This is a genomic window from Pseudomonas sp. UTLPPB19802 (genome assembly GCF_059730225.1).
This window is the reverse complement of the sequence record NZ_AP048545.1, coordinates 5200661-5222749: the sequence shown is the minus strand read 5'-3', so window position 1 is coordinate 5222749 and position 22089 is coordinate 5200661. Positions and strand designations below refer to the sequence as shown.

General features: G+C 58.0%; 20 protein-coding genes and 1 riboswitch. Of the genes, 8 read left to right on the top strand and 12 right to left on the bottom strand.

The window, feature by feature from the left end; genetic code table 11:
• Positions 1–2 precede the first annotated feature (2 nt).
• From AC6I6U_RS22480 to AC6I6U_RS22445, 8 genes are all read right to left on the bottom strand, one after another.
• Positions 3–737 (bottom strand): hypothetical protein, encoded by a 735-nt coding sequence (locus tag AC6I6U_RS22480; RefSeq protein ID WP_497878227.1) that lies wholly within the window; start codon positions 735–737, stop codon positions 3–5.
• Positions 738–750: 13 nt separating this feature from the next.
• A complete protein-coding gene (locus tag AC6I6U_RS22475; RefSeq protein ID WP_497878226.1) occupies positions 751–3168 on the bottom strand; it encodes a penicillin acylase family protein in 2418 nt (805 codons plus the stop codon).
• Between the two features lie 27 nt (positions 3169–3195).
• A complete protein-coding gene (locus AC6I6U_RS22470) occupies positions 3196–3816 on the bottom strand; it encodes a 2OG-Fe(II) oxygenase (protein WP_497878225.1) in 621 nt (206 codons plus the stop codon).
• Positions 3817–3843: 27 nt separating this feature from the next.
• Positions 3844–5100: a hypothetical protein gene (locus AC6I6U_RS22465; RefSeq protein WP_497878224.1), complete on the bottom strand. Its 1257-nt coding sequence runs from the start codon at positions 5098–5100 to the stop codon at positions 3844–3846.
• A gap of 22 nt (positions 5101–5122) precedes the next feature.
• Positions 5123–6298 (bottom strand): hypothetical protein, encoded by a 1176-nt coding sequence (locus AC6I6U_RS22460; RefSeq protein WP_497878223.1) that lies wholly within the window; start codon positions 6296–6298, stop codon positions 5123–5125.
• A gap of 5 nt (positions 6299–6303) precedes the next feature.
• Positions 6304–7080: a sterol desaturase family protein gene (locus tag AC6I6U_RS22455; RefSeq protein WP_497878222.1), complete on the bottom strand. Its 777-nt coding sequence runs from the start codon at positions 7078–7080 to the stop codon at positions 6304–6306.
• Between the two features lie 46 nt (positions 7081–7126).
• Positions 7127–7702, bottom strand: a complete 576-nt coding sequence (locus AC6I6U_RS22450) for an acyl-homoserine-lactone synthase (protein WP_497878221.1) — start codon at positions 7700–7702, stop codon at positions 7127–7129.
• Positions 7703–7876: 174 nt separating this feature from the next.
• Positions 7877–8266, bottom strand: coding sequence for a DUF4902 domain-containing protein (locus AC6I6U_RS22445; RefSeq protein ID WP_497878220.1), 390 nt, complete (start codon positions 8264–8266; stop codon positions 7877–7879).
• A 124-nt stretch (positions 8267–8390) separates the two neighbouring features.
• Here AC6I6U_RS22445 and AC6I6U_RS22440 point away from each other — a divergent pair, with 124 nt between their 5' ends.
• Positions 8391–9104: an autoinducer binding domain-containing protein gene (locus AC6I6U_RS22440; protein WP_497878219.1), complete on the top strand. Its 714-nt coding sequence runs from the start codon at positions 8391–8393 to the stop codon at positions 9102–9104.
• A gap of 88 nt (positions 9105–9192) precedes the next feature.
• Here AC6I6U_RS22440 and AC6I6U_RS22435 read toward each other — a convergent pair whose 3' ends face one another.
• Positions 9193–9972 carry a PhzF family phenazine biosynthesis protein gene (locus AC6I6U_RS22435; RefSeq protein WP_497878218.1) on the bottom strand — a complete coding sequence of 260 codons (780 nt, stop codon included), beginning with the start codon at positions 9970–9972 and terminating at the stop codon, positions 9193–9195.
• A gap of 406 nt (positions 9973–10378) precedes the next feature.
• On the opposite strand from AC6I6U_RS22435, the gene AC6I6U_RS22430 reads away from it, so the two are divergent.
• A complete protein-coding gene (locus AC6I6U_RS22430; RefSeq protein ID WP_497878217.1) occupies positions 10379–11002 on the top strand; it encodes a glutathione S-transferase family protein in 624 nt (207 codons plus the stop codon).
• An 11-nt stretch (positions 11003–11013) separates the two neighbouring features.
• Here AC6I6U_RS22430 and AC6I6U_RS22425 read toward each other — a convergent pair whose 3' ends face one another.
• Positions 11014–13203 carry a TonB-dependent siderophore receptor gene (locus AC6I6U_RS22425; RefSeq protein WP_497878216.1) on the bottom strand — a complete coding sequence of 730 codons (2190 nt, stop codon included), beginning with the start codon at positions 13201–13203 and terminating at the stop codon, positions 11014–11016.
• 231 nt (positions 13204–13434) lie between these two features.
• Between AC6I6U_RS22425 and AC6I6U_RS22420 the strand changes: the two genes are divergently transcribed.
• Entirely contained in the window at positions 13435–14502 is a 1068-nt protein-coding gene (locus AC6I6U_RS22420; RefSeq protein WP_497878215.1) for a DUF2157 domain-containing protein, read from the top strand.
• Complete coding sequence (locus tag AC6I6U_RS22415; RefSeq protein ID WP_497878214.1) at positions 14499–15359, top strand: DUF4824 family protein; 861 nt, start codon at positions 14499–14501, stop codon at positions 15357–15359. The genes AC6I6U_RS22420 and AC6I6U_RS22415 overlap by 4 nt, the downstream gene beginning before the upstream one ends.
• A gap of 457 nt (positions 15360–15816) precedes the next feature.
• Here AC6I6U_RS22415 and AC6I6U_RS22410 read toward each other — a convergent pair whose 3' ends face one another.
• Entirely contained in the window at positions 15817–17208 is a 1392-nt protein-coding gene (locus tag AC6I6U_RS22410) for an aldehyde dehydrogenase family protein (protein ID WP_497878213.1), read from the bottom strand.
• A 101-nt stretch (positions 17209–17309) separates the two neighbouring features.
• Here AC6I6U_RS22410 and ptrR point away from each other — a divergent pair, with 101 nt between their 5' ends.
• The 4 genes from ptrR (at position 17310) to AC6I6U_RS22390 (ending at position 20529) form a co-directional block, all read left to right on the top strand.
• Complete coding sequence (gene ptrR / locus AC6I6U_RS22405) at positions 17310–18194, top strand: putrescine utilization regulator PtrR (RefSeq protein ID WP_497878212.1); 885 nt, start codon at positions 17310–17312, stop codon at positions 18192–18194.
• 65 nt (positions 18195–18259) lie between these two features.
• Positions 18260–19084, top strand: a complete 825-nt coding sequence (gene dapF, locus AC6I6U_RS22400; protein ID WP_497878211.1) for a diaminopimelate epimerase — start codon at positions 18260–18262, stop codon at positions 19082–19084.
• 192 nt (positions 19085–19276) lie between these two features.
• The gene (gene cynR / locus AC6I6U_RS22395; protein WP_497878210.1) at positions 19277–20164 is read left to right on the top strand and encodes a transcriptional regulator CynR; all 888 of its coding nucleotides are present in this window, start codon (positions 19277–19279) and stop codon (positions 20162–20164) included.
• 68 nt (positions 20165–20232) lie between these two features.
• The gene (locus tag AC6I6U_RS22390; RefSeq protein WP_497878209.1) at positions 20233–20529 is read left to right on the top strand and encodes a DUF3144 domain-containing protein; all 297 of its coding nucleotides are present in this window, start codon (positions 20233–20235) and stop codon (positions 20527–20529) included.
• 527 nt (positions 20530–21056) lie between these two features.
• Here AC6I6U_RS22390 and AC6I6U_RS22385 read toward each other — a convergent pair.
• Positions 21057–21461: a DUF6124 family protein gene (locus tag AC6I6U_RS22385; RefSeq protein WP_497878208.1), complete on the bottom strand. Its 405-nt coding sequence runs from the start codon at positions 21459–21461 to the stop codon at positions 21057–21059.
• Between the two features lie 417 nt (positions 21462–21878).
• A riboswitch (cobalamin riboswitch) is annotated at positions 21879–22080 on the top strand.
• The last annotated feature ends 9 nt before the right edge of the window (positions 22081–22089 follow it).

The window sequence follows — 22089 nt, the reverse complement described above, 5'->3', positions numbered from 1 at the left end:
GGCTATCGGATGATCTTTTCTTTGACGAACCACTCCGAGTCGGGTTGCAGCGCCACCACACACAGGATCTGGTCCGAGTAGGTGACGTGCCTGATGAAATGCGCATTGGTCACTTCATCGCTCGACATGTCCATCTTCGGGAAGAAATTGGGGGCGACCGAGCTCTGGCCGCCGGGAATGACCCCGGTATTCACGTCCAGCACGAGGTCCTTGGACAATGAGTGAACGATCTCGAGCGCCAGGGCGGACATCTCGGCATCCTGCACATCAACACGCAGGTCGGGGTAGAAGCGGGCTGACGGGACTCGTGAAGACATCACCCGGAACATGTTGTAGACCACCGGGTTGTAGGTCTTGGCCACGATCAGGCGGGGCAGGCCGATCGTTTGAATGACATTCTTCAGGAAAAACTGGTTGAGCTTCTTGAACAGTGTCGACCCCCGGTATTCATCCGCGATCATTGCCGTCCACAGATAGAGGAACGACGATGAGCCGAACGGAAGGCTTTTTGCACCGATGATCCCCACGACCTTTTCGCTTTCGGCGTCGATGGCCAATGCCAGGTGTTCGTAGATTTCGAAAATCCCTGGTTGGTTGCCAAAGTACTGCCTGACGTCGTATTCGGGCATCCCCTGTTGCAGGTCCTCGACGATCTTGACCTTGAAACTGTCCGGGAAATTGCGGCCGACAACCGAGTAATCCAGGTCCCACTCCGTGTTGCTTGTCTGTCTGTTCATAGGCGACCTTGATTCAGCGTTTGTTGTCTGGAAGAAATGTGAGCGCATGGCTTTCCGAGGTCTGGCGTGGCGACAGGATTTTTATGTAGTCGCCGCGGGCCCATAGCCTGTTCATGTCCACATAGCCGTTGAACTTGATTCCGGTATTGGAGGAGGACAGGATGTAGCTTGAGTTATCAAGGTTCGACAGGTCCGCCACCATCCTGAAAGTAGCTGCAATATTGGTGTTGAACGGATTGGACGGATCGCTGTAGTTGTAGCGTCCGACATTCACCGTGAAATTGTCGCCACCCATGTTGTTGCGGTTGTCAAAGAACCAGGCCATGGGGCTTTTGTGCAGGGGCACATGTTCGCCAACAGCGGCGTGCGCGCGTCCCCACTTCCAGCCCTTGACGTCAGCGCCATATTTTTCCCGGATCTGCTGCAACGACTGGTCCAGGGATGCCTCCAGTACCTGCTGGCAATTGCCAGGGGCCCCACACCAGAAGCCCTGGTCGGCTTTCCCGCTTAACACCAGGTTGAGAAATGCATCGTAGTTGCGCTGGTTCCAGCCGGCCGCGAGAAGCTCCTTGCCAATTTTCGGCTCCAGTAACGCCTGGGTGAGATTCCTGACCCAGTAGGCTGCAATCAATGGCGCTGCCGACTCCGGGTCCGAGTCGAAGCGCCAGGCCTTGAGAAGGCTCAACTGCGCAGGTGCCGAAGGTCGCCCGTCGATGGGGGCGATCATTTTGGGTAACAGGTCGGCCAGGGACGACGAGTAGCGATCGAGCTGGATGTCGGTGGAGGTTTGCAGGGTATGCGGTGCGCGCTCCTTCAACAGATCCATGATGCGGTCATAACGATAGGGCAGCACCCAGTCATGGCCGAAATTGAACGGATAGTTGTCCGGAACGATGCGGTTGTTGGCCGTCGCGATGTAACCGCCGGCAGGATTGAACTGCCTCGGCTTGGCGGCTTCGGGCACATAGCCTGTCCAGTCATACTTGGCTTCCCAGCCGGGCGCGGGGCCCTGGCCCAGGAGGTCGTTGTCCTGCGCCTTCACCGGTACCCGGCCGGCCGACACGTAGCCGATGTTGCCGGCTGTATCCCCATAAACCATGTTCTGTGGCGGCAGGCCGAATTCGGCGGAAGCCTGGAGGAACTGCGGCCAGTTTTCTGCGTGGTTGATATCCAGGATGCTGTCGAAGGTTTTGTCGCTGGGGTCCAGTCCGGTCCAGGCCAGGGCGATGACCACGGATTTTCTGCCGCTGATGGCCTGTTGGGCCGCCTGGTAGATATCGCTGATGACCGGGCCGTGCTTCGTGTGGCGAATTGGCAGGCTAATGGGGGCTCCACCCTTGACATTGATCTGCTCGTGCGTGACCCGAAACGGTTGATAGGTCGAGTCGGCGGTGAGGTAGAGATTGCTGTCCGAGGGGTTCAGTTTTTCCAGGTACGCATCCTGAACGGATGAGCCGGTGTTGGTGTAGCCCCAGGCGATCTTCCTGTTGTGCCCGATCACGAAGAGGGGGGCACCGGCATAAGTGGCACCTACGAGCGACGAGCCTGGCGTCTCGAGAGCCGCCAGGTAGAACAGCGCCGGATTGGTCAGCCGCAGGTGCGGATCGTTGGCCAGTATCGGTTTGCCCGTCACCGTATGGTCGCCGGCGATCACCCAGTTGTTCGAGCCGACCCCCTCGACGTTCGAGGGGGGCAGTTTGTCCAGCAGGGCCAGGCCGGTGTCGGATACGTCCAGTTTGTTGTACAGCGCGGCATAGTCCCGGGTCTTGACCGGTGCGCTGCCCGGGTAAGGTGCGAATACCTCGTTGATCTGCGCGACGCTCAGGTTTTTCGACAACGACAGGCGTTGTAACTGCATGCCGAGGTTGGAGCTCAAGGTCCACGAAAACAACAGGTGCAGCGCGACGGAGTCTGAGGGCTCCCAGTGTCTGGGGGCTGGGGAACGGGTCAGCGAAAATTCGACGGGCAAACGATCGCCGAATTTGTCGATGAAGAAATTCACCCCATCACTGTAGCTGCGCAGGATGTCCTGGGTTTGCGGCTTGAGTTGCTGAAAAATCAGGCTGGCGTTTTTCTTGAAGCCCAGCGTCCTGGCAAATTTGTCCATCTCCACCGTGGACGTGCCGAATGTCTCCGACAGGGTACCGCTCGCGTAATTCCTGCTGAACTGCATCTGCCACAGGCGATCGCGGGCGTGGCTGTACCCCAGCAGAAAATAGGCATCGCGTTCATTGGCGGCCTTGATGTGCGGAACGGCGTTGGCATCCCAGGCAATACTGCCCTTGTCGGAAATGCCCTTGGGCACTTCCATGACGCCGGTCTCGAACACATTGGACAGCGTGATGTTGTGCAGCACATACATCACGCCGGCCGTTGCGGCTGCGAATGTGCCGAAAACGCCATATAGAATTATTTTAACCGATGTTTTCATGACATCTAACTTCCTGAACCAGTGAAATCACGCCACCCGACGATTTTTCTCTGCGTACTTGCTCACGAAAAACACCAGCGATACCCGTTCGCCCTCGGTGACGGCTTCAACCTGATGAGGAAAGGAGCAATCGGTGATCACCACTGATTGCAACTCGGGGCGGATGAGGTTCACCTGCTTGTCCTGCTTGTCGAAAATCAGAAACTCGCCCCCGGCAAAGTGCTTGCCCAGTTGCAGGACGATCGAATACAGGTAGTCAGGGTTGCTATCGATGTCCAGGTGTTTGCCGATGAAAGACCCGTCTTTCATTTTGTTGACCTGCATGCGGCGAATGTAGAAGTCGTCGCCATCGAGCAGCTTGGAGACAAAGCCCAGCAGCTTCTCATTGCACACCACCGAAATCATGTGGTCGGCAAGTGGCTGGTTAACGCGTGTCGGTCTGTCGATATCGGTCATGAAGCGGGCGACCGTCAGGTCGTTGAGCTCGTCGGCATCACCGATATAGACCTGTTCCCAGGGCAATGCGGTGTTCGCCAGGATAGCGTTGATTTCATTCCAGTCATTCTGGCTATACAGAAAATCGGTGGCGCTGGAGTAGAAAGAGCCGTTGCTTGCCAATTCTTTTTTTGCGATGTCGACAATGTTCATTTCACGTTCCTTCGTTAAGAGTAGTTATTAAACTTCGGCTTCTACTGCTGGCAACTTACGCGCCGTTTTTGATTCGATATGCTGCTTGTTCGTGTCGTACCAGGTGATGATCCCGAAGGGGTCGCTTTGATCTCGGCAAAGATGATCGCGCAGGATCAGGAAACTCTCGGTCATGCTCCAGGTTTCGGTCATCGGGCCAAACCGCGATGCCAGCGATTCATTCGCCGCTCTTTCCGGGGCAATGCTCCAGAAGTTCACACCCGGGTTGCGGTGGTGAAAGTCGTGGCTGGGCAGGTCCTGCATGAAAGAGAAAACCCGCAGGGGTATGTCAATGAACACGACGGCCAGCCCCCACTTCACCACTCGCCAGGTGAATGCCCAGCCGGTGTGATTCACGGGGTAGGGGCGTCCGAAGAAGCGGCCCCAGCTCAGCGAGCCGTAGAAAATGTACTTGGGCAAACCCTGGGTGTTTTCCGAAAACCACAGGTGTTCGGTGGTGTGTTGTATCCAGGAAGAAAACTGTGTCACGAGGAAGATCGGCATCAGGTAGAACACGGCGAAGGGCACCATGTAGCCGGACAGGTAGACCCCGCTCAGCAACAACAGCCAGTAGATCGCGCGGCTGATCCTTTCATGCTTGTCGGTCTTGACGAAGTTGACTTCGAGCCGGAACTTTATGTGCTCGTAGATACGCATCGGGTGAAACGGCGCCAATACCAGCCTGGTCCAGTATTCAGTCTCGCTCATGCCCTTGTAGAAACCATGGGCGGCCATGAACTGCAGGTCGACGTCCTTGTCCGTGCAGAAGGTGTTGACGCTGTGGTGTTCACTGACATGCAGCTTCATGTAGTTATTCCACGGGGTATGCACGATAGGCATCGACAACACCCACTTGCAGACGAACTTGGCCAGCCGCCTGTTGGCGATGCCGGCACCGTGAATGGTGTAGTGGAAGGTGTGCAGCAGACCCCGCTGGCGGTTGACCACCATGCAGACCATGGGAACCGACAGCAGCACCTTGGTCGCCCAGTGAAGATCCGACTGCAGCAGCTTGTTGCCAAGTAGAACCGCGGCCACGAACACGGCATAACCCCAGCTGATCTGAAGGAAAAGCTGCCACGGTTTCAGCAGTGTCTCCTTGGGACCCTTGGGTGGATTCTTGTTGCCGGATTTGCCCGTGACCCACGTCCAGAACGCCTGGAGCGGCAAATGTTCATACGTTGCGCGGACATCAATACCATGCCCGTACTTCGTATAGCGCGTGCTAAAAAGTTGCTGTTTCATATTGGCAGTATTCCCACATCGCCTATAGATAATCCGTTTTCACATATAAAACGGCGACCGGCCCGAAGAAGGAGTAGAAGGGCTCCATCTTGTAGTGGTCGACAGCCAGGACCACGAAGTCCTTATATGCTTCGAGGAAGATTCCTCCCATGAGGGCATATTCAGCCGCTTGCGAAAGGAAGTTGTTCCAGATGGTTTCGTCGCTCTGGCCCACAAACCACTTGGAATACAGTGGGCGCCTGGATTCGAATATTTCCTCCATCTGTTGGTGACATAGACCGGTCTGGCCATAATCCCTTGAACGCAGTCGCTGCAGGATCGCCTGATGGCGTTCGTGCCAGCCATCCTCATTACCACACAGTTCAAAAAAGGAACCCGTGACGGCAGGTGCCGTCAGTTCATTGCCGATACTGAGTAACTGCCGATAGACCTTGTCGAGAAACTCATCTCGAGCACTGGCCGAGTTCGCGTTCCGGTTAAACGACAGGTACTCGAACTCGCCACCGAACAGCTTGTGTTCCAGGGGCACACCCACGGCCTTCGAGAAATCATTCAAGGCATTGTCCACCTTGAGCAGTTTTTCCCCCGCCAGCCCCGGCTTCGCCCCTACGTGGGTAAAGGTATACCGAGGCTTGCCTTCGGCATCCATGACATAGGAGTAGTCCGGGCATATCGCACTGACAATGGTCAACCGCCGGTCAAGCGACTTGCTGTGGTTGATCTGCGTGATCACACCTTCCATTGCCGCCTGCGTCGGAGGCATCAAGCCACCTTCGCTCAGCAGTTGCGACAGGGCCGTGCCGTATCGTTCGATGTGTTCGACATGTGTGTACTTGAGTTCGACGGCGGACTTCGCAGCGTGTTCGTCAGACAATAACAACGATGCTATCGAAGGTATGCGTCCCTTGGTTTTGAATACATGAATGTTGGTCAATACCCTGGCCTTGGAATTCATTGGTAGCTCAAAATCAAACTCTGAATATTTATCCTTGAGCATCATGTAAAACAGATAGTTGCTCACCGGCAGTGTTTTATTGCCGAAAGACTTGCGCAGGGCCGCGTACTGGCTACGCAGCGCCTCAATCCTTCGCGAGAGAAACTCCGGCTCCTTGGGGACATTCAGTGCATCATGCGGAATTCCGGAATTTATGCACTTCAACAGATCACGACTCAGGCGTGAATCAATATTCAAGAACATATCAATTACCCGCGCTTGACCAGTGACTCTTCGTTCAGGCTCCCAGGTGTTTTCATTGTCGCTGGAACTTCATGAACGTCCTTGAACAGCAGCATGTCGACAAAGCGGTTTTCCTTGTTGTCGGAAAAGCCTTGGGGCGCGAAATTTTCCTTGGGGTTCTCAAAGGTTCCGAACAGCATGTCCCAGATCGGGAAGTCACTGTAGTTGCACTCGTGGCGATCACGTTGGTGATGAACCCGGTGCATTTCCGGGCGCTGGAAGAAGTAGCCGAGCCAGTGTGGAGTTTTGATGTTGGCGTGATAGAACATCTCGCCCAGTGCCGCGAACATCACGTAGAAGGCACCGGCCTCGACACTGATGCCCAACAACACGTAGGCCACGGCGCTGCCCAGCATCGAGTTGAAGACCATTTCCGTGGGATGCTTGTAGAACGAGGTGAAGACTTCAATTCGCTGGGGGGCGTGATGGATTTGGTGGAACAGGCGCCACAACGTGTTGTTGGCGTGGCGGAAGCGGTGCCACCAGTAGGTCACGAAGGTATTGACAAAGTAGGCGACGAAACCGGCCGCGAGTGGGCTGAGGCTTTCGGACAGGTGGAACAGGCTGTGACCCTGCATCCATTTGTTCCATGAAACACCGGCCAGCAGCGCTACCGCGATCTGAATGATGTTGAGGGTCATGGACCGAAAAAACCAGGTGCTGACCTTGGGTAGTTTCCATCCGGGGATAATATGTTCGAGAACCAGTACCGCCAGTGCGACGCCTATCAGATAGAGAATCATGGTTAGTCCTTTAATCTAGGTTTTATATAGTCATCCAGCGTCTTGCTTAATAAGCAGACAAGGCATTTATCGTTTTCTCGTTGATCTCGATCCAGAATGCAACTACGGGTTTTCCATCAATCAACTGGGCGCTGGATACACGATGCACATCCGCCCCCATTCTTCTGAGCAGCCGCTCATTGCCAACAGCGGAAAAGGCGATTAGCCGTTTGACTTCATGGTTTTTGGCGACCAGGACAACTTGTTTCACCAAGCGGCATGTGTCCAGCCAATGGTCAGTTGCCGTGTTGTCGTCTGAGGAATTAACGGCAAATCGTGAGAGTTCCCAGATTTCGTTTGACTTGGGCAGCGGTATATCGCCCATCAAACTGGGGAATATTTGTTCAAGAAGGTAACTCTTGCTCGTCGACAACATCCGGGCACAGCCACAGACGTTACCGTTTTTATCACGGGCAATAATGTAGTAAGTGTCGTCACCGTCGAACTCATCGGATTCCAGGCCTTCTTCACACTTTAGAGGCCAGCCCATTTTTTCGACGAAGATCTTGTAGCGAAATAGCCCGAGCCCCGCGATAAGCTCAGAAGGGAGTTGTCGCGCTGTACCATTTGTTATATTTAGCATTCCACACCAGCTTCCAATCCAGTTCCCAGAATTAGAAGTCATGGTTGCGAAAAAGAATAGCTGCCCAAAAGGGCAGCTTCTATAGTGCCATCTTTGATGCCTCTTTTTGGTGCTGTTGTATTGCTTTCCATACAATAGGCTGCATGATTGACTGGTGCCACGGCATGACTAAGATCAACTGTCGCGCTCGAATATCAAGCTCTCAGGCAGCTTACATTCCAAGCCCTGCCTGGATATCCAGACAAGAAGCAGTTGTTGTGTCATGTCACTCCCCAGATCATAACCACTGGGTGAGCGTAACATGATGTTGCAACTGATTCCTCCCGGTGCTATAAGGACTTTTCCAGAAAAAGCTTCCTTGAACCAATTCCAACTAATGCTCAGTTTTGGTGCGGAGTCCTGGCACTCCCACTCACTGTATCCAGCATAGGCAACAGGCAGTCCGAATTCCTTTAATTCGGCGGTCAATCCAGTGTCGATCCAGGTCAGGTAAGGCTGGAACGACAAATCAATCAACTCCGGGTAAGACAGGCGTACCAGCTGGTCTGGGGCTAGTGATTGCATTCGAATTACTCTGCTTGGTTGTTGGTTTTATTTTCCAAATAGATTCCCCGCTCGGCCTCATATCCAAACTCCAATTTATTGGGGTCGGGGCCATCCCTTGCACCCTCACTAAAGGTAAATATATATGTCTGATTGGCGTGAACACTATCTTTCGCTATTTGCGGAAGCGAAAACAGAGGAGGAGTTTCTTGCGTTGCTTGAGTGGGTCATTCGCTCTCTTGAGTTTGATCAGTATTCGCTGGGCATTCGTTTTCCGTTACCCATTTCCAGTCCGAAATTTCATTTGTCTTCCAATTACCCTGCTGCTTGGGAGAGCACGTACATAGCCAACAATTACTTCAGTATCGATCCGACTGTGAAACATGGACTGACTCAGTATCGGCCACTGTGCTGGTCTGCCGATGGGTTTACCGAGCAGCTTCATTTCTGGGAGGATGCCAAGCATTATCAACTCGTCCATGGCTGGTGCACGCCATCGCGAGCAAAGCACGACACGATCGGGATGCTCTCCCTGGTCAGGTCTGCCAATCCGATCACATCACTGGAATTCAACGAGAAGGAGGCCAAACTGCTATGGATCGCTCATATCGCGCATTCCACCATGCTCAATTTCATTGCGCCAAGCTACATTCCTGAGATCAGTGCGGTCCTTACCGCCAGGGAAGTGGAAACCTTGAAGTGGTCGGCCACAGGCAAGACCTATACCGAGACAGGGCTCATTCTGTCCATTGATGAAAGAACGGTTAAGTTTCACCTCGTCAATGCCATGCGCAAGTTGCACTCCAGCAACAAGGTGGAAGCGGCCATGAAAGCCTATGCCTTGGGCATGCTTCATTGACCCAGCGTTGTAACTGAATCTCTGGCGGGGAATCCAGACTGGTTGCCTGAGAAATACGTTCGCGTATTTCTCAAGCGCCGCGCGAGCCTTAAAGAGTGATTTCTCCCACCATGTATAGCACCGACTCTCCGGTTATCAGCACTCGCTCCGCGGCCATTTCGCAGCGCAACTGACCTTTTCGCAAGCCGCCTTGTTGTGCCGTCAACACCTGTTTGTCCAACACACTTGCCCAGTAGGGCATCAGCGACGTATGCGCCGAACCTGTCACCGGGTCTTCGTTTACCCCGACATTAGGGCCAAACCATCGAGAGACAAAATCGAACTCGCTACCTCGCGCTGTGACGACTACACCCCGCAGGGGAAGCCCCTTCAGGCGGGCGAAGTCCGGAGCCAGCTTTTCCACGATCTTCTCGTCAGGCACGACGATGATGAAGTCATCTGTCGCGAAGACCTCGGCCGACTCCAGGCCCAGTGCAGGCAACAGGTCAGCTGGTGGCGTGCAGGGCTCGGGTTTTTTTGCCGGGAAATCCAGCGTCAGCCCGCTACCGGAACGACGTACCCGCAGTTCCCCGCTTCGGGTCGAAAACCTTAAAACCTCCGCGGTGACGCCGAGCTTGTTCAAGATGACCCACGCTGCCGCCAATGTCGCATGCCCGCATAGTTCAACTTCGACCAGGGGCGTGAACCAGCGCAGTTCGTAGATGTCACCTTGCCTGACGAAATAGGCTGTTTCCGAAAGATTGTTTTCTGCGGCAATGGCATACAGTTGTTCGTCTGGCAGCCAGTGATCCAGCGGGCATACAGCTGCCGGATTGCCGGAAAATGCCTTGGAGGCAAAAGCGTCAACCTGAAAGATAGCGACCTGCATTCGTCAAACTCCTGTTACGACCTGCTGTTGATATAGGGGGAGGTTTAGTGCCTGTAAGTTGTCGCACTCTTGATTAGTTGCTGGCGATAACGACATGGCGCTGGATTTAAAACCACCCGCCCAGGCTTGTATACCTGTCCTTTCGGGCAGGTGTTTTCAGCCGGTCAGTAGATTCGGATTCGAGTAGAAAGGCAGTTTGAAGTTTTATGAATATCGATTGTTTACTTGTGGCGAATTGACTTCTTTAGTCTCCTACATCTATTACACAAAATAGCCTGCCAGAACGGTCCAGGCAATACTTTTAAACAAATCTTGAGTTAGGTGAACGCTGTCGTTTAACGTTTCACCCTTGTGGGTATACTGCCGGCGGATGTGAAATTCGTGGCCCCGATAATAAGGAGATGAAATGCTGCAGATACTGGGTAAGGCCTCATCGATCAATGTGCGCAAGGTGCTCTGGACCTGTTCCGAGCTGCAGATCCCTTTTGCGCGCCAGGACTGGGGTTCTGGTTTCAGGGAGACTGCCATTCCCGAGTTCATGGCGTTGAACCCCAATGCCATGGTGCCGGTGATCGATGACGATGGTTTCGTGTTGTGGGAGTCCAACACGATTATCCGATACCTGGCGAATCGGGCCCAGGCGTTGCACCTCTATCCCGCCGACGCAAAGGCCAGGGCCCGGGTGGATCAATGGATGGATTGGCAGGCGACCGACTTCAACAAGTCCTGGGGCTATGCCTTCATGGCGCTGGTCAGGCGCAGCGCTGGCCATCAGGACCCTGATGCCCTGGCAGAGGGGTGCCGGCAATGGTCCAGGCACATGGCAATCCTGGATCGGCAACTCGACGCGACGGGGGCTTATGTCAGCGGCAGTGAGTTTTCACTGGCGGACATTCCGATCGGCCTCTCGGTGAACCGGTGGTTTGAAACTCCACTGGCTCATCCGGACTTCCCCGCAGTGAGTGCCTATTACGAACGCCTGAGCCAGCGTGCCGGTTTTCGCCTGTATGGTCGTAATGGCACGCCGTGACGCTCATGCCCTCAGAAGTTGACTGAGGCACTCAAGCGCGCCGTCAGCGGCGCGCCCTGGAACAGGTAGTCGTCACCCATGTACTCGCCGACATCGCGCCAGTAACGCTTGTCGAACAGGTTGTCCACGGTCAGGCGGAACACCGTGTCATAACCGTCGATGCGGGTGCTGTAGCGGCTGCCGACGTTGAAGATCGCATAGGCGCCGGTTTCGACGCCGCCCTCGTGGCTGGCGTACTTGCGACCGCTGTACTGCATTCCACCCAGCAGCGCCAGGCCATCGACCCAGGGCAGGGCGTAGTCGCCGGAGAGGCTGGCGCGTAGTCGCGGTACGTTGATCGCCTGGTGTCCCTCATAGGAAGGTGTGCCAGTGTCGGTGACCCGCGCCCGAATCGCCGCGACGCTGGCGGCGATCTGCAGGCGTTGGGTCGCCCAGCCATTGGCCGACAGCTCCAGGCCGATGTTCTTCTGCTGGCCTTGCTGGACGAAGGTGAAGTCGCCGTTGCCGTCGGGCCTGGAGTACTGGTAGCCCTGGCGAATCTGGAACAGGGCGGCGGCGAGGGTCATGCGTCGCCAGTCATACTTGATCCCGGCTTCGATCTGTCGCGAGATAGTCGGTGCCAGGGTTTCGAAGGCGTTGCTGGCAAACCACGGCGCGGTGCCGCCCAGGGACAGGCCCTTGCTGTAGCGGGTGTACAACGACAGGTCCTCGATCGGCTTGTAGATCAATGCCGCCTCGGGCAGGAACACATATTGCTGGGTATGCCGGGTGGTATCACCGGCCTGGTCGAAGGTGCGTTCGTCCAGGCGTACTTCACGACCGCCGATGATGGTCTGCCACTGTTCGTTGAAATGGATGCGGTCGGTGGCGAAGAGGCCGTACTGGCGGCTGTCCAGATGGCGATAGGAGGGGCCAATTGCGCCATCGTAACGCGCGAAGTTCTCCGGGTCGCTGTCGATATTGCTGCTACCGATCATTTGGTTGATCGCATCATGCTGGTCTACCACACGACGAAACGCGCTGGTACCCACGGTCAGTTCGTGCCCAAGACCGGCGGCGTCGAAGTTGCCACTGAGTGCGGCCTGGATTTCGTCGTTGCGCCGTGTGTCGTCGGGGCTGCGGAAATCGTAGATGTCGTAGTTGCCTTCGGGGCTGAAGTAGTTCGGTACTTTCACCGCGTTACAACTGGTCGAACCGTAGCAGCCCCAGGCAAACGAACTGTAGTCATCAATCACCACCCGGCTGCGCGAAGCGCTCAGACTGCCTTTCCAGCTGTCATTGAAGTGGTATTCGAACAGACCATTGATGTTCAGCGCATCGCTGACCACCTGCGGCGAACCGCTCTGGTGACCCAGCAGCTTGCGCGGCGAGGCGCCGTGGGGCAGTTCGGTACCACCGAGCAACTGGTAGCCAGGCGCCGAGCGCTGCTGCTTGTTCTGGTACTCGACGTCCAGTTGCAGCAGGGCATCGGGGCTGATGTTCCAGTCGAAGGCCAGCGAGGCGAAATCGCGCTTGCCGTTGGTGTGTTCGACGTAGGAGTGGATGTCCTCGTGGGCCACGTTGGCCCGCAGGCCGAACTGCCGCTCGGGGCCGAACCAGCCACCGACATCGGTGGCCAGGTAACCGCTGCCCCGGTCGTCGGTGGACACGGTGACCGAGCGCACGTCAGCCGGGCGCTTGGTCACGTAGTTGATCACCCCACCAGGCTCGCTGACGCCGCTTTCCAGGCCGGACAGGCCCTTGAGCACTTCGACCTGCTGCTTGTTTTCCAGGCCGACGTTCTGCTCGCCGGTGATGCTGCGGCCATTGATCCGGTAGCTGTTGGCGGCGTTCAGGGCAAAGCCGCGGACGTTGAAGTTCTCGTAGTAGCCTACTGGTGCATAGCTCTGGCCTACTGCCGCGTCGTTGCGCAGCACTTCGCTGAGCAGGCGCGCCTGCTGGTCCTTGATCAGCGAGTCGGTGATGACCGAAACCGAGGCCGGGGTATCGCGCAGAGGGGCGCTGTCGAAACCGGCCACCGAGGCGTTCTCGGCGCGGTAGCCGCTGTTGTCCTCGCCGATCACATTGACTGCCGGCAACTGGGTTTCAGCGGCGTGTGCCGTGTGCAGCCCGGAGGCAAGCAGCAGTCCGGGGGCCAACAGCCCGAGAGTGATACGCGGGGCAAAGGTGCCCTGGGCGGACCTTGGGTGAGCCTTGTACATCAACGATTCCTCAAAATCCGGGCTGCAAAAGCGCGCCATCATACAGAACGATGGGAGCCGGGGCGGCTTTACATCACGATGGAGAGAGGTGTCTTGAGTGCTGCGCACCATTTACCTGGTGAACTGGCCCCGAGGCTTGTCCATGAACGGCTCGCACTGAAGCAGGGATTGGGCATAGCATTGGCATTTGGGGCGGGCGTATCGGACTCGCCCCGGTCAATGGATTGCCCAATGAGTGTACTTACCCAGACAGAAGCCCAGCAGCGCGCCGACGACATCCGCGTTTTCCAGTTGGAGCTGGATCGACTCGGCCATGAAGGCGCACTGCAACTGTCAGCCGAGCAGCAGCAGGCGCTGGCCACCCACCATCAGGCGTTGCTTGCCAGCTACCGCAACGCCTTCGATATCGACCTGACCAGCAGCTCCCGGCAACTGTCGATGGGCATGCGCATTGCCTCGTTTCTCGGCGCATTGGCATTGGCGGCCAGTGTGTTCTTTCTGTTCTACCGCTTCTGGGGCACGCTCTCGACGGTGGCCCAGGTCACCACGCTGTTGCTGGCGCCATTGCTGACCTTCATCGGCACGATCTGGCTGCAAGGTCGCGACAGCACCGGTTACTTCACCAAGCTGGCGGCCACGGTGGCCTTTGCCTGTTTCGTCCTCGATGTCAGCATGCTGGGGCAGATCTTCAATATCACGCCTTCCGACAAGGCCTTCATCGTCTGGGGAATCTTTGCGCTGTTGCTCGCCTACAGTTGCAACCTGCGCCTGCTGTTGCTGGCGGCCATTCTCTGCGTGGCCGGTTTTGTCGCCGCCCGGGTAGGGTCCTGGGCGGGTATGTACTGGCTGGACCTGGGAGACAGTCCGGAAAATTTCTTCCCGGCAGCGGCGCTGCTCGCCCTGGCGGCACGGTTCATGCCGCAGAGACGTTTTCCCGGCTTCGCCATGACCTATCGGGTGTCCGCGCTCCTGGCCTTGCTGGTGCCGGTGCTGGCGTTGGCCAATTGGGGGGAGGGCAGTTACCTGGCATTCGACCCGAAGCGCATTGCCCAGGGCTATCAAGTGGCGGGCTTCCTGCTCAGTGCCGCAGTCATCTGGCTCGGCGTGCGTCGGCAGTGGCCGGATGTGGTCAACACCGGCGTGACCTTCTTCGTGATCTTCCTGTTCAACAAGTTCTATGACTGGTGGTGGGAGAGCCTGCCCAAGTACCTGTTCTTCTTCGTGGTTGGCCTGGCTGCCGTGTTGGTGCTGGTGGCGCTCAAGAAACTGAGGACGTTGCAGTCCGGAGGTGTCCAATGATCAAGTGGACAACCCGTCACACATTGATTGCCGGGGTGGCGCTGATTCTTGCCACTCATGCGGTCGTACTGCTGGGCGTGGCCCATAACCGCAGCGGGACGCCGCAAGCGCAATTGAACCTGTCCCAACGCGAATTGCAGTTGCCGTATGGGAATGACGCCGACAACAGCGGCCTGTCGCTGCGCCTGCGCCTGCGGGGGCTGCATCCATACGAGAATGCCTACTCCGATCCCGGAGACGTCAGCGTCTGGCTGGACAAGGCCAAGCTGGCGAGCCTGGGATTCGATGTCTCCAAACCCTACGAGACGCAGTACAGAAGCAGCCGCTACACGAAGCGGTTTTCCCGTCCGGTGTTCCTGGCTTTCGAGTTCAATGGCCCTGCTTATCAGCGGGCTGTCGAAAAGGCTCGGGTATATGAAGCTCGGCAAGTGAATAAAAATGCTTCGAAAAACAACCTGGAGTCGATTCGTCGATCACTGGCCTTCGAACTCAATGGCAACAGCCGGCTGTTCCTGGTCGATGCCGGCCTGGATGCCCAGGCGTTGCGCAAGCAGTATCCGGACACGGCCCGCTACCTGATTCTCCCCGGCAGGATCGAACCCCTGGTGCTCGACAGTACCGAAAGCCGGCCACGGCTGCTGACGGGGCGTATCACTGGGGTCGCTGCACAAACTATCAACGTACCGGCAGCTTTCAGCGAGCTGCTTGAGCCGATCCGGCAGCAGATAAAGGGACAGCGTTACGAAGATCGCGAGAGTGACATGTTCGGGTTCAACGCGACGGTCGCGTTCGGCCAGCGGTTCGAGCCGTGGATCGTCGATCTGAAACCGAAACAGATGCCCCCTCATCCAGAGTGAAGGGGCAACTTGTCTCAGCGGCTTTCAAGTCGGAGAGATGGTGGCCAGCAGGCCGATCGCGATGGTGAGTAGCAGGAAACCGCCCAGGAAAATTGCCATCTTGCCCATGATTTCAGGCCTCCTGAGCCAAGGAATTGCGGTGCAGCGAAAACCGAGTCATATCGAACTCTCCCCTCAAGCACGGCCCGAGACGTCGGGCGGTGACTTATTGTCGGGGAAAATCTGATCCCGATACAGATTCAGGTAGTGAAGAAAAATACGGATCAGATGGTGTTTTCCGGGCGGGATGCAGCACTTGTGGCGAGCGGGCTTGCCCGCGCTCGGCTGCAAGGCAGCCGCAAAACCAGCCACCTCGGTCTTCCTGATAGACCAGGGCGGCTGGTTTCAGGGGCGCCTTGCGCCCCGGCGCGGACAAGCCCGCTCGCCACCAAGTGAGTCTGTGATCACTCGGTCCGGATCAGTTGCGATCCAGCCAAACGGTCTGGGCGTTGCAGAATTCGCGCACGCCGAAGTGCGACAGCTCCCGGCCAAAACCGCTCTTCTTCACGCCACCGAAGGCCACGCGTGGGTCGGAGGCGCTGTAGCCGTTGATGAACACACCACCGGTTTCCAGCTCATCGGCAATCTGCTGCGCCAGATCGACATTGGCGGTATAGATCGTCGAGGTCAGGCCGAACTCGCTGTCGTTGGCCAGCTCCACCGCATGGCGAGCGTCACGGGCGGTGATGATCGACGCTACCGGGCCGAACAGTTCCTGCTTGAAGGAAGTCATCTGGTCGGTGACATCGGCCAGCACGGTCGGCTCGTAGAAGTTGCCGTTGCCTTCGGCCTTCCTGCCGCCCAGCAGCAGGGTCGCACCTTCGGCCAGGGTCGCCTGGACCTGTTGGTCCAGCTCGTCACGCAGGTCGAAACGGGCCATCGGGCCGATGTAGGTTTCGGCCGACAGCGGATCGCCCACCACCAGCTTGCGGGTGGCTTCGACGAACTTGCGGGTGAACGCTTCCACCACCCCTTGTTCGACGATCAGGCGCTTGGCCGCAGCACAGACCTGCCCGGTGTTCTGGTAACGGCCGATCACCGCCGCCTGCACGGCGGCATCGAGGTCGGCGTCATTCAGGACGATGAACGGGTCGGAACCGCCCAGTTCCAGCACGCATTTCTTCAGCACTGCACCGGCCTGGGAGCCGATCGCGGTGCCGGCGCGCACGCTGCCGGTCAGGGTCACGGCGGCGATGCGTGGGTCGGCGATGGCCTTGGACACGCCGTCCGGAGTGACGTTGATTACCTCGAAAACGCCCTCAGGAAAGCCGGCGCGCTTGAACGCATCAAGCAGCAGGTAGGCGCTGCCCATCACGTTCGGCGCATGCTTGAGCACATAGGTGTTGCCGGCCAGCAGGGTCGGGACCGTGCCACGCAGCACCTGCCAGATCGGGAAGTTCCACGGCATGACGGCCAGGATCGCACCCAGTGGGCGGTATTCGATGCGGGCGCTGCCGTTGTTCACCAGGGTTGGCTCGGGTGCCAGCATGGCCGGGCCCTGTTCGGCGTACCACTCGCAGAGTTGGGCGCATTTCTCGACTTCGCCACGGGCCTGGGTGATCGGCTTGCCCATTTCCAGGCTGATCATTTCGGCCATCTGGCCGGCGTTGTCGCGCAGGGCCTTGGCCAGGGCGATCATCAGTTGCGCGCGCTGGGCGACGCTGGTCCGCCGCCAGCCGGCGTAGGCCTTGGCCGAGCGGGCCAGCGATGCGTCCAGTTGCTCGGCGGACTCGTAGGCGTAATGGCCGATCTGCTCACCGTTGAAGGGGTTGATCGAGATAGCGTGGGTCTGATTCGACACAGTAGTCATGGCACCGTCCTGACGGGTGGGTTATGGAGCCAGATTACGGCGCTGTTGTTTTTATGGAAACTGAATAATACTGAGTCATTCATTCACGATTGGAGAATGACGTGGATCTGGTCCAGCTGGAAATCTTCAAGGCCGTCGCCGAGCAGGGCAGCATCAGTGCTGCCGCGCAACTCATTCACCGGGTGCCGTCGAACCTGACCACCCGCATTAAGCAATTGGAGCAGGATCTCGGGGTGGAGCTGTTCATCCGCGAGAAGAGCCGCCTGCGGCTTTCGCCGGCCGGTTGGAGCTTCCTGGACTATGCCCGGCGCATTCTCGACCTGGTGGCGGAGGCGCGCCTGACCGTGTCCGGGGAAGAACCCCAGGGCCCGTTCGCCCTGGGTTCGCTGGAGAGTACGGCGGCCGTGCGCATCCCGGCGCTATTGGCGGCCTACAACCAGCAATACGCCAAGGTCGAACTGGACCTGTCTACCGGGCCCTCCGGGACCATGATCGAAGGCGTGTTGTCCGGGCGGCTGGTAGCGGCGTTCGTCGACGGCCCGATCCTGCACCCGACCCTGGAAGGCGTGGCGGTGTTCGATGAGGAAATGGTGATCATCGCGCCGCTGCAGCACGCGCCGATTACCCGAGGCGCCGATGTGAATGGCGAGAGCATCTATGCGTTCCGGGCCAACTGCTCGTACCGTCATCATTTCGAAAGCTGGTTCAGCCACGACGCGGCGGTGCCCGGCAAGATCTTCGAGATGGAGTCGTATCACGGCATGCTCGCTTGCGTCAGCGCAGGGGCGGGCTTGGCGATGATGCCGCGCAGCATGCTTGAGAGCATGCCGGGGTGCAGCACTGTCAGTGTCTGGCCGATGTCGCCGGATTTTCGTTACCTGCAAACCTGGCTGATCTGGCGGCGGGGCACGGTGTCGCAGAACCTGTCGGTGTTCGTGCAACTGCTGGAAGACCAGGTTCAAGCGAACCGCAGCCCGGCAGAGTGACGGCTCGCCTGTCATCCCCTTATGCTTCATGTTCGCCGAACGCCCGAATCCAGACAGGAGCACGCATGACCCTCAGCTTTGTGAAAATGCATGCCCATGGCGATGATTTCGTCATCATCGACCGTCGTGGTCAGGCCGACCCGATCACCAGCGCGGTGGCCCGGCGCCTGGGTGATCGCAATCGTGGCATCGGTTTCAATCAACTGGCGGTGGTGCTCGATTGTGAGGATGCCGCGGCCCGTGTGGTGTTCTGGAATCCTGATGGTTCGCCCCTCGATACCTGTGGCAGTGCCACCCGTGGTGTGGCCGATACGCTGATGCGCGAGGCGGGTACTTCCTCGGTGATGCTCAGGAGCAACCGTGGATTGCTGACCTGCGTGCGCGAGGAGGGCGGCGCCATTTCGGTGGACATGGGCCAGCCGTCACTGGCGTGGCAGGACGTTCCACTTGCCGAGCCCATGGACACTCTGGTGTTGCCGCTTGCCGGCAGCCCGGTCGCTTGCAGCATGGGCAATCCCCATTGCACCTTCTTTGTCGACGATCTGTCCGTTATCGATGTGGCCGCCCTCGGGCCGAAGATCGAAAGTGATCCGCTGTTCCCGAAAAAGACCAACGTGCACTTTGTCCAGGTCATCGATCGTGGTCATATCCGCCTGCGCATCTGGGAACGTGGCGGTGGCATTGCGCAGGGTTCGGGCTCGTGTTGCTGTGGCGCGGTGGTGGGCGGCATTCGTCGGGGCCTGCTGGACGAGCGGGTCGAAGTGCAGTGCGACGGCGGTACGGTCAGCGTGCAGTGGGACGGTAGCGGCGGGGTGATCCTGAGTGGGCGGGTGCAGCCCGTTCTGCAAGGGACGGTTGCCGAGCATCTGTTGCTGGGTGCGGCGCCGTAGACCTGCGGCATCTGGTGGCGGCGGTAGGGGGCCGGGGCGGTCGGCACACGATTATCGATGTTGCCGGCATGGCGGATGACGAACAGGTCGCCAGGTTCAGGTTGCGATGGAACAGTGATTACGGGGTGCATGGCATAAGGTAAAGGTATCGCTTATGATTTCCTGTATCAGATAATCTTATGGGGTGGGTGAATGCTGGCCCGACATATCCAGTACTTTCTCGCGGTGGCGGAACACGGCAGTTTCACCCGGGCGGCCGCCGCCCTTTATGTCTCCCAGCCGGCCTTGTCGCAGCAGGTGCGACAGCTCGAGGATAGCCTTGGCGTGCAGTTGTTCGACCGTTCCGGGCGGGTGACGCGCCTGACCGATCACGGCGAGGTGTACCTGCGCTATGCGCGTCGGGCCTTATTGGAGCTGGAGGAGGCCAAGCGTGCGCTGCATGATGTCGGTGACCTGAGTCGGGGATCGCTGCGGGTGGCGGTGACGCCGACTTTCACCACCTATCTGGTGGGGCCGTTGGTCGAGGCCTTTCACCAGCGCTATCCGAATATCACCCTGAACCTGCGGGAGATTGCCCAGGAGTCCATGGAAGAGCAGTTGGTGGCTGATCAACTGGATGTGGGGATCGCCTTCGAGGCGGTGCAGGCGCAGGAAATCGACGCTGAGCCGCTGCTGGTCGAGACTTTGGCCCTGGTGGTCAGCGCCAGGCATCCGCTGGCCGGGCAGCGCAGTGTCGGGCTGGAGGCGCTGGATGCGGAGTCGCTGGTGCTGCTCAGTGCCGAGTTCGCCACTCGCGAGCAGATCGATCGCTATTGTCGCCAGCATGGGATTCGTCCGCGGGTGCAGATGGAGGCCAATGCGATTGGGGCGGTGATCGAGGTGGTGCGCAGGACCGGTTTGTCGACCCTGTTGCCGGCGGCGATTACCCTGGCGTATCAGGATCTGGTCGCGGTCGAGCTGGAGCCCCTGCGGCTGCAGCGCACGGCGGTGGTCATGCAACGCAAGGGCGGGTACCAGAGCGCAGCGGCGCGGGCCTTCATTGAGGTGGCCAGGGAAGTTGCCGGCCGGCTGGCGGGTTGAACTGTTCTGGACAGAAGCCGGGAAGGCTGGTCCCATAGGGCGTTTTTATCATCCAGAGATAGCCTGCCATGTCGGATACCATCGATGAATCGTTCTATGACCGTGCGGACGAGCATATCAACCTGGCCAATGAGCAGCTCAAGCAGGTCGAGAATTTTGGCAAGGTCAATGCTTCGATGATGTTTGGTACGACTCGGTTCAATGCCTGGGTCAGTGCGCGCAGCTTCAAGTCGGGGGAGGAGATGGCCGGGGCGCGGGAGGCGATGCTCAAGTATTTTTGTGATCAGTATCGGTTGATGCTTGAGGATAACCTTGATGATCATATCAAGAATTTTGAGCTGTACATGGGGGGGAGGCAGGGCTGAGTTATCGAGGGGCGTTTAACCTGCTGTTTGCCTGTGTGCGATTGCGGTTGTAGGTGTACATATCCGTTTGCGCGGTTGGCTGGGGTAGTGGTTTCGCCCTTACGGCGAGTTACTTTTTTTCAGACGCGAAAAAAAGTAACCAAAAAACGCTTGCCCCTCCATTCGGCCCTCGCTACGCGAGGGTTCCTTCGTTCCGGTTCTGTTTCGAGAGCACGCCGCGATGGGCCATCCATGGCCCAACACGGCTCGCCCGGCTTCCCTGCCGGGCGTCTCTCGAAACAGAACCTCCACTCAGCCTGCTGGGCGGGGCCGGTGGATCAAAAGCAAAGGCAAGATCAAGATCAAAAAGCAAATGCTTCGCAGGCAAGCCCACTCCGATGCCTGCGCCAGGCCCCATTCTGGTGTACGACACAACACCTGTAGGAGCGGGCTTGTCGGGACGCCGCACCGCCGCGAAGAGGCCCGTGAAATCACTAAAAGCCTTCAAGGCACACCCTCCATCCCTCCATTTTGAAGCGCTGCTCACTTCAGGTCGAGGCGGGCAGTGGGGGCGCCGCCAACAGCGAGTCCACGATCGCTCGCGACAGTTCCAGCGATTGCAGCACTCCCCTGAACAGGTCACGGTCAACGTCTTCCAGGCGCGGGCCGATTTCGTCGGCGTTCAGTTCGGCAGTCCGGAGCAGGTCCGAGACATGGGCCAACGCCACCTTGGCCGGGACGCCTGGCTGAATGGCAAAGAGCGCAGGCTTGCTGGCTGAGTCGCTGCCGATGTTGAAGGCGCTTGTGGCGAGGGTATCGAGTGGATCAGGCGGTGGTGGGTCCGAGTTGATCTGGTCCAGGGCGCTGTACATGGCGCTGCGCAGGAAGTCGCTTTTTTCAGTCGGACTTGAAGTGCGGCAGGGTGGTGGGTCGGGCGTGATTTTCTTGGTCATCGGCAAGCTCTTCTTCAGTAACACCTTTGGAAGCGCGCCATCTTTCGTGTCCAAGCGAAAGGGTGGCGAACCGTGCGCAGGTTTGGACAACCGGGGAAGAAGAAACCCGGCACACCCCGAGGAGTGTCCCGCGCACGGTCCGCCATAGAGCGGACACAAAAGTGCCGTTCGCGCGGCATTGTGCGACTTCTTCTTCCAAAAAAAAACGGGTGTCCAAGCCCGGTTGCTGAATTGGCAGCAACGCGAAAACATTAGGCTTCGTGATCAAGTGAATCAACGGGAAATCTGTAGGAAAAATCCGCTAAAAGTCCTGAATTATTCTCGAATCGGTCGAGAAATGAGCGCTGTAGAACGTTGTGGCAGTGGCCCGCAGCTGATGAGAGCGGTTCTTATGCGTTCCCAACGGCAATTTGATGGTCTACCATGCCGCCCGCCGGTTTCCACTCGGAAATAATAGGGAATCCCAGGCCTCCGACCCCGGTTGGCCAAACGGAACTGCCCCCGCAACTGTAGGTGCCGAGCCCGCTCCAACGATGCCACTGGGTCCATGTGATTCGGGAAGGCCGGAGGCGGGCCAGGACGCACCAGTCAGGAGACCTGCCGGCCTACATTTACCAACCGGCGGGGT

Excerpts from the sequence above, each read along its gene's own strand:
- AC6I6U_RS22480 (WP_497878227.1), bottom strand. The coding sequence starts at position 737 with ATGAACAGACAGACAAGCAACACGGAGTGGGACCTGGATTACTCGGTT.
- AC6I6U_RS22475 (WP_497878226.1), bottom strand. The coding sequence starts at position 3,168 with ATGAAAACATCGGTTAAAATAATTCTATATGGCGTTTTCGGCACATTC.
- AC6I6U_RS22470 (WP_497878225.1), bottom strand. The coding sequence starts at position 3,816 with ATGAACATTGTCGACATCGCAAAAAAAGAATTGGCAAGCAACGGCTCT.
- AC6I6U_RS22465 (WP_497878224.1), bottom strand. The coding sequence starts at position 5,100 with ATGAAACAGCAACTTTTTAGCACGCGCTATACGAAGTACGGGCATGGT.
- AC6I6U_RS22460 (WP_497878223.1), bottom strand. The coding sequence starts at position 6,298 with ATGTTCTTGAATATTGATTCACGCCTGAGTCGTGATCTGTTGAAGTGC.
- AC6I6U_RS22455 (WP_497878222.1), bottom strand. The coding sequence starts at position 7,080 with ATGATTCTCTATCTGATAGGCGTCGCACTGGCGGTACTGGTTCTCGAA.
- AC6I6U_RS22450 (WP_497878221.1), bottom strand. The coding sequence starts at position 7,702 with ATGCTAAATATAACAAATGGTACAGCGCGACAACTCCCTTCTGAGCTT.
- AC6I6U_RS22445 (WP_497878220.1), bottom strand. The coding sequence starts at position 8,266 with ATGCAATCACTAGCCCCAGACCAGCTGGTACGCCTGTCTTACCCGGAG.
- AC6I6U_RS22440 (WP_497878219.1), top strand. The coding sequence starts at position 8,391 with ATGTCTGATTGGCGTGAACACTATCTTTCGCTATTTGCGGAAGCGAAA.
- AC6I6U_RS22435 (WP_497878218.1), bottom strand. The coding sequence starts at position 9,972 with ATGCAGGTCGCTATCTTTCAGGTTGACGCTTTTGCCTCCAAGGCATTT.
- AC6I6U_RS22430 (WP_497878217.1), top strand. The coding sequence starts at position 10,379 with ATGCTGCAGATACTGGGTAAGGCCTCATCGATCAATGTGCGCAAGGTG.
- AC6I6U_RS22425 (WP_497878216.1), bottom strand. The coding sequence starts at position 13,203 with ATGTACAAGGCTCACCCAAGGTCCGCCCAGGGCACCTTTGCCCCGCGT.
- AC6I6U_RS22420 (WP_497878215.1), top strand. The coding sequence starts at position 13,435 with ATGAGTGTACTTACCCAGACAGAAGCCCAGCAGCGCGCCGACGACATC.
- AC6I6U_RS22415 (WP_497878214.1), top strand. The coding sequence starts at position 14,499 with ATGATCAAGTGGACAACCCGTCACACATTGATTGCCGGGGTGGCGCTG.
- AC6I6U_RS22410 (WP_497878213.1), bottom strand. The coding sequence starts at position 17,208 with ATGACTACTGTGTCGAATCAGACCCACGCTATCTCGATCAACCCCTTC.
- dapF (WP_497878211.1), top strand. The coding sequence starts at position 18,260 with ATGACCCTCAGCTTTGTGAAAATGCATGCCCATGGCGATGATTTCGTC.
- cynR (WP_497878210.1), top strand. The coding sequence starts at position 19,277 with ATGCTGGCCCGACATATCCAGTACTTTCTCGCGGTGGCGGAACACGGC.
- AC6I6U_RS22390 (WP_497878209.1), top strand. The coding sequence starts at position 20,233 with ATGTCGGATACCATCGATGAATCGTTCTATGACCGTGCGGACGAGCAT.
- AC6I6U_RS22385 (WP_497878208.1), bottom strand. The coding sequence starts at position 21,461 with ATGACCAAGAAAATCACGCCCGACCCACCACCCTGCCGCACTTCAAGT.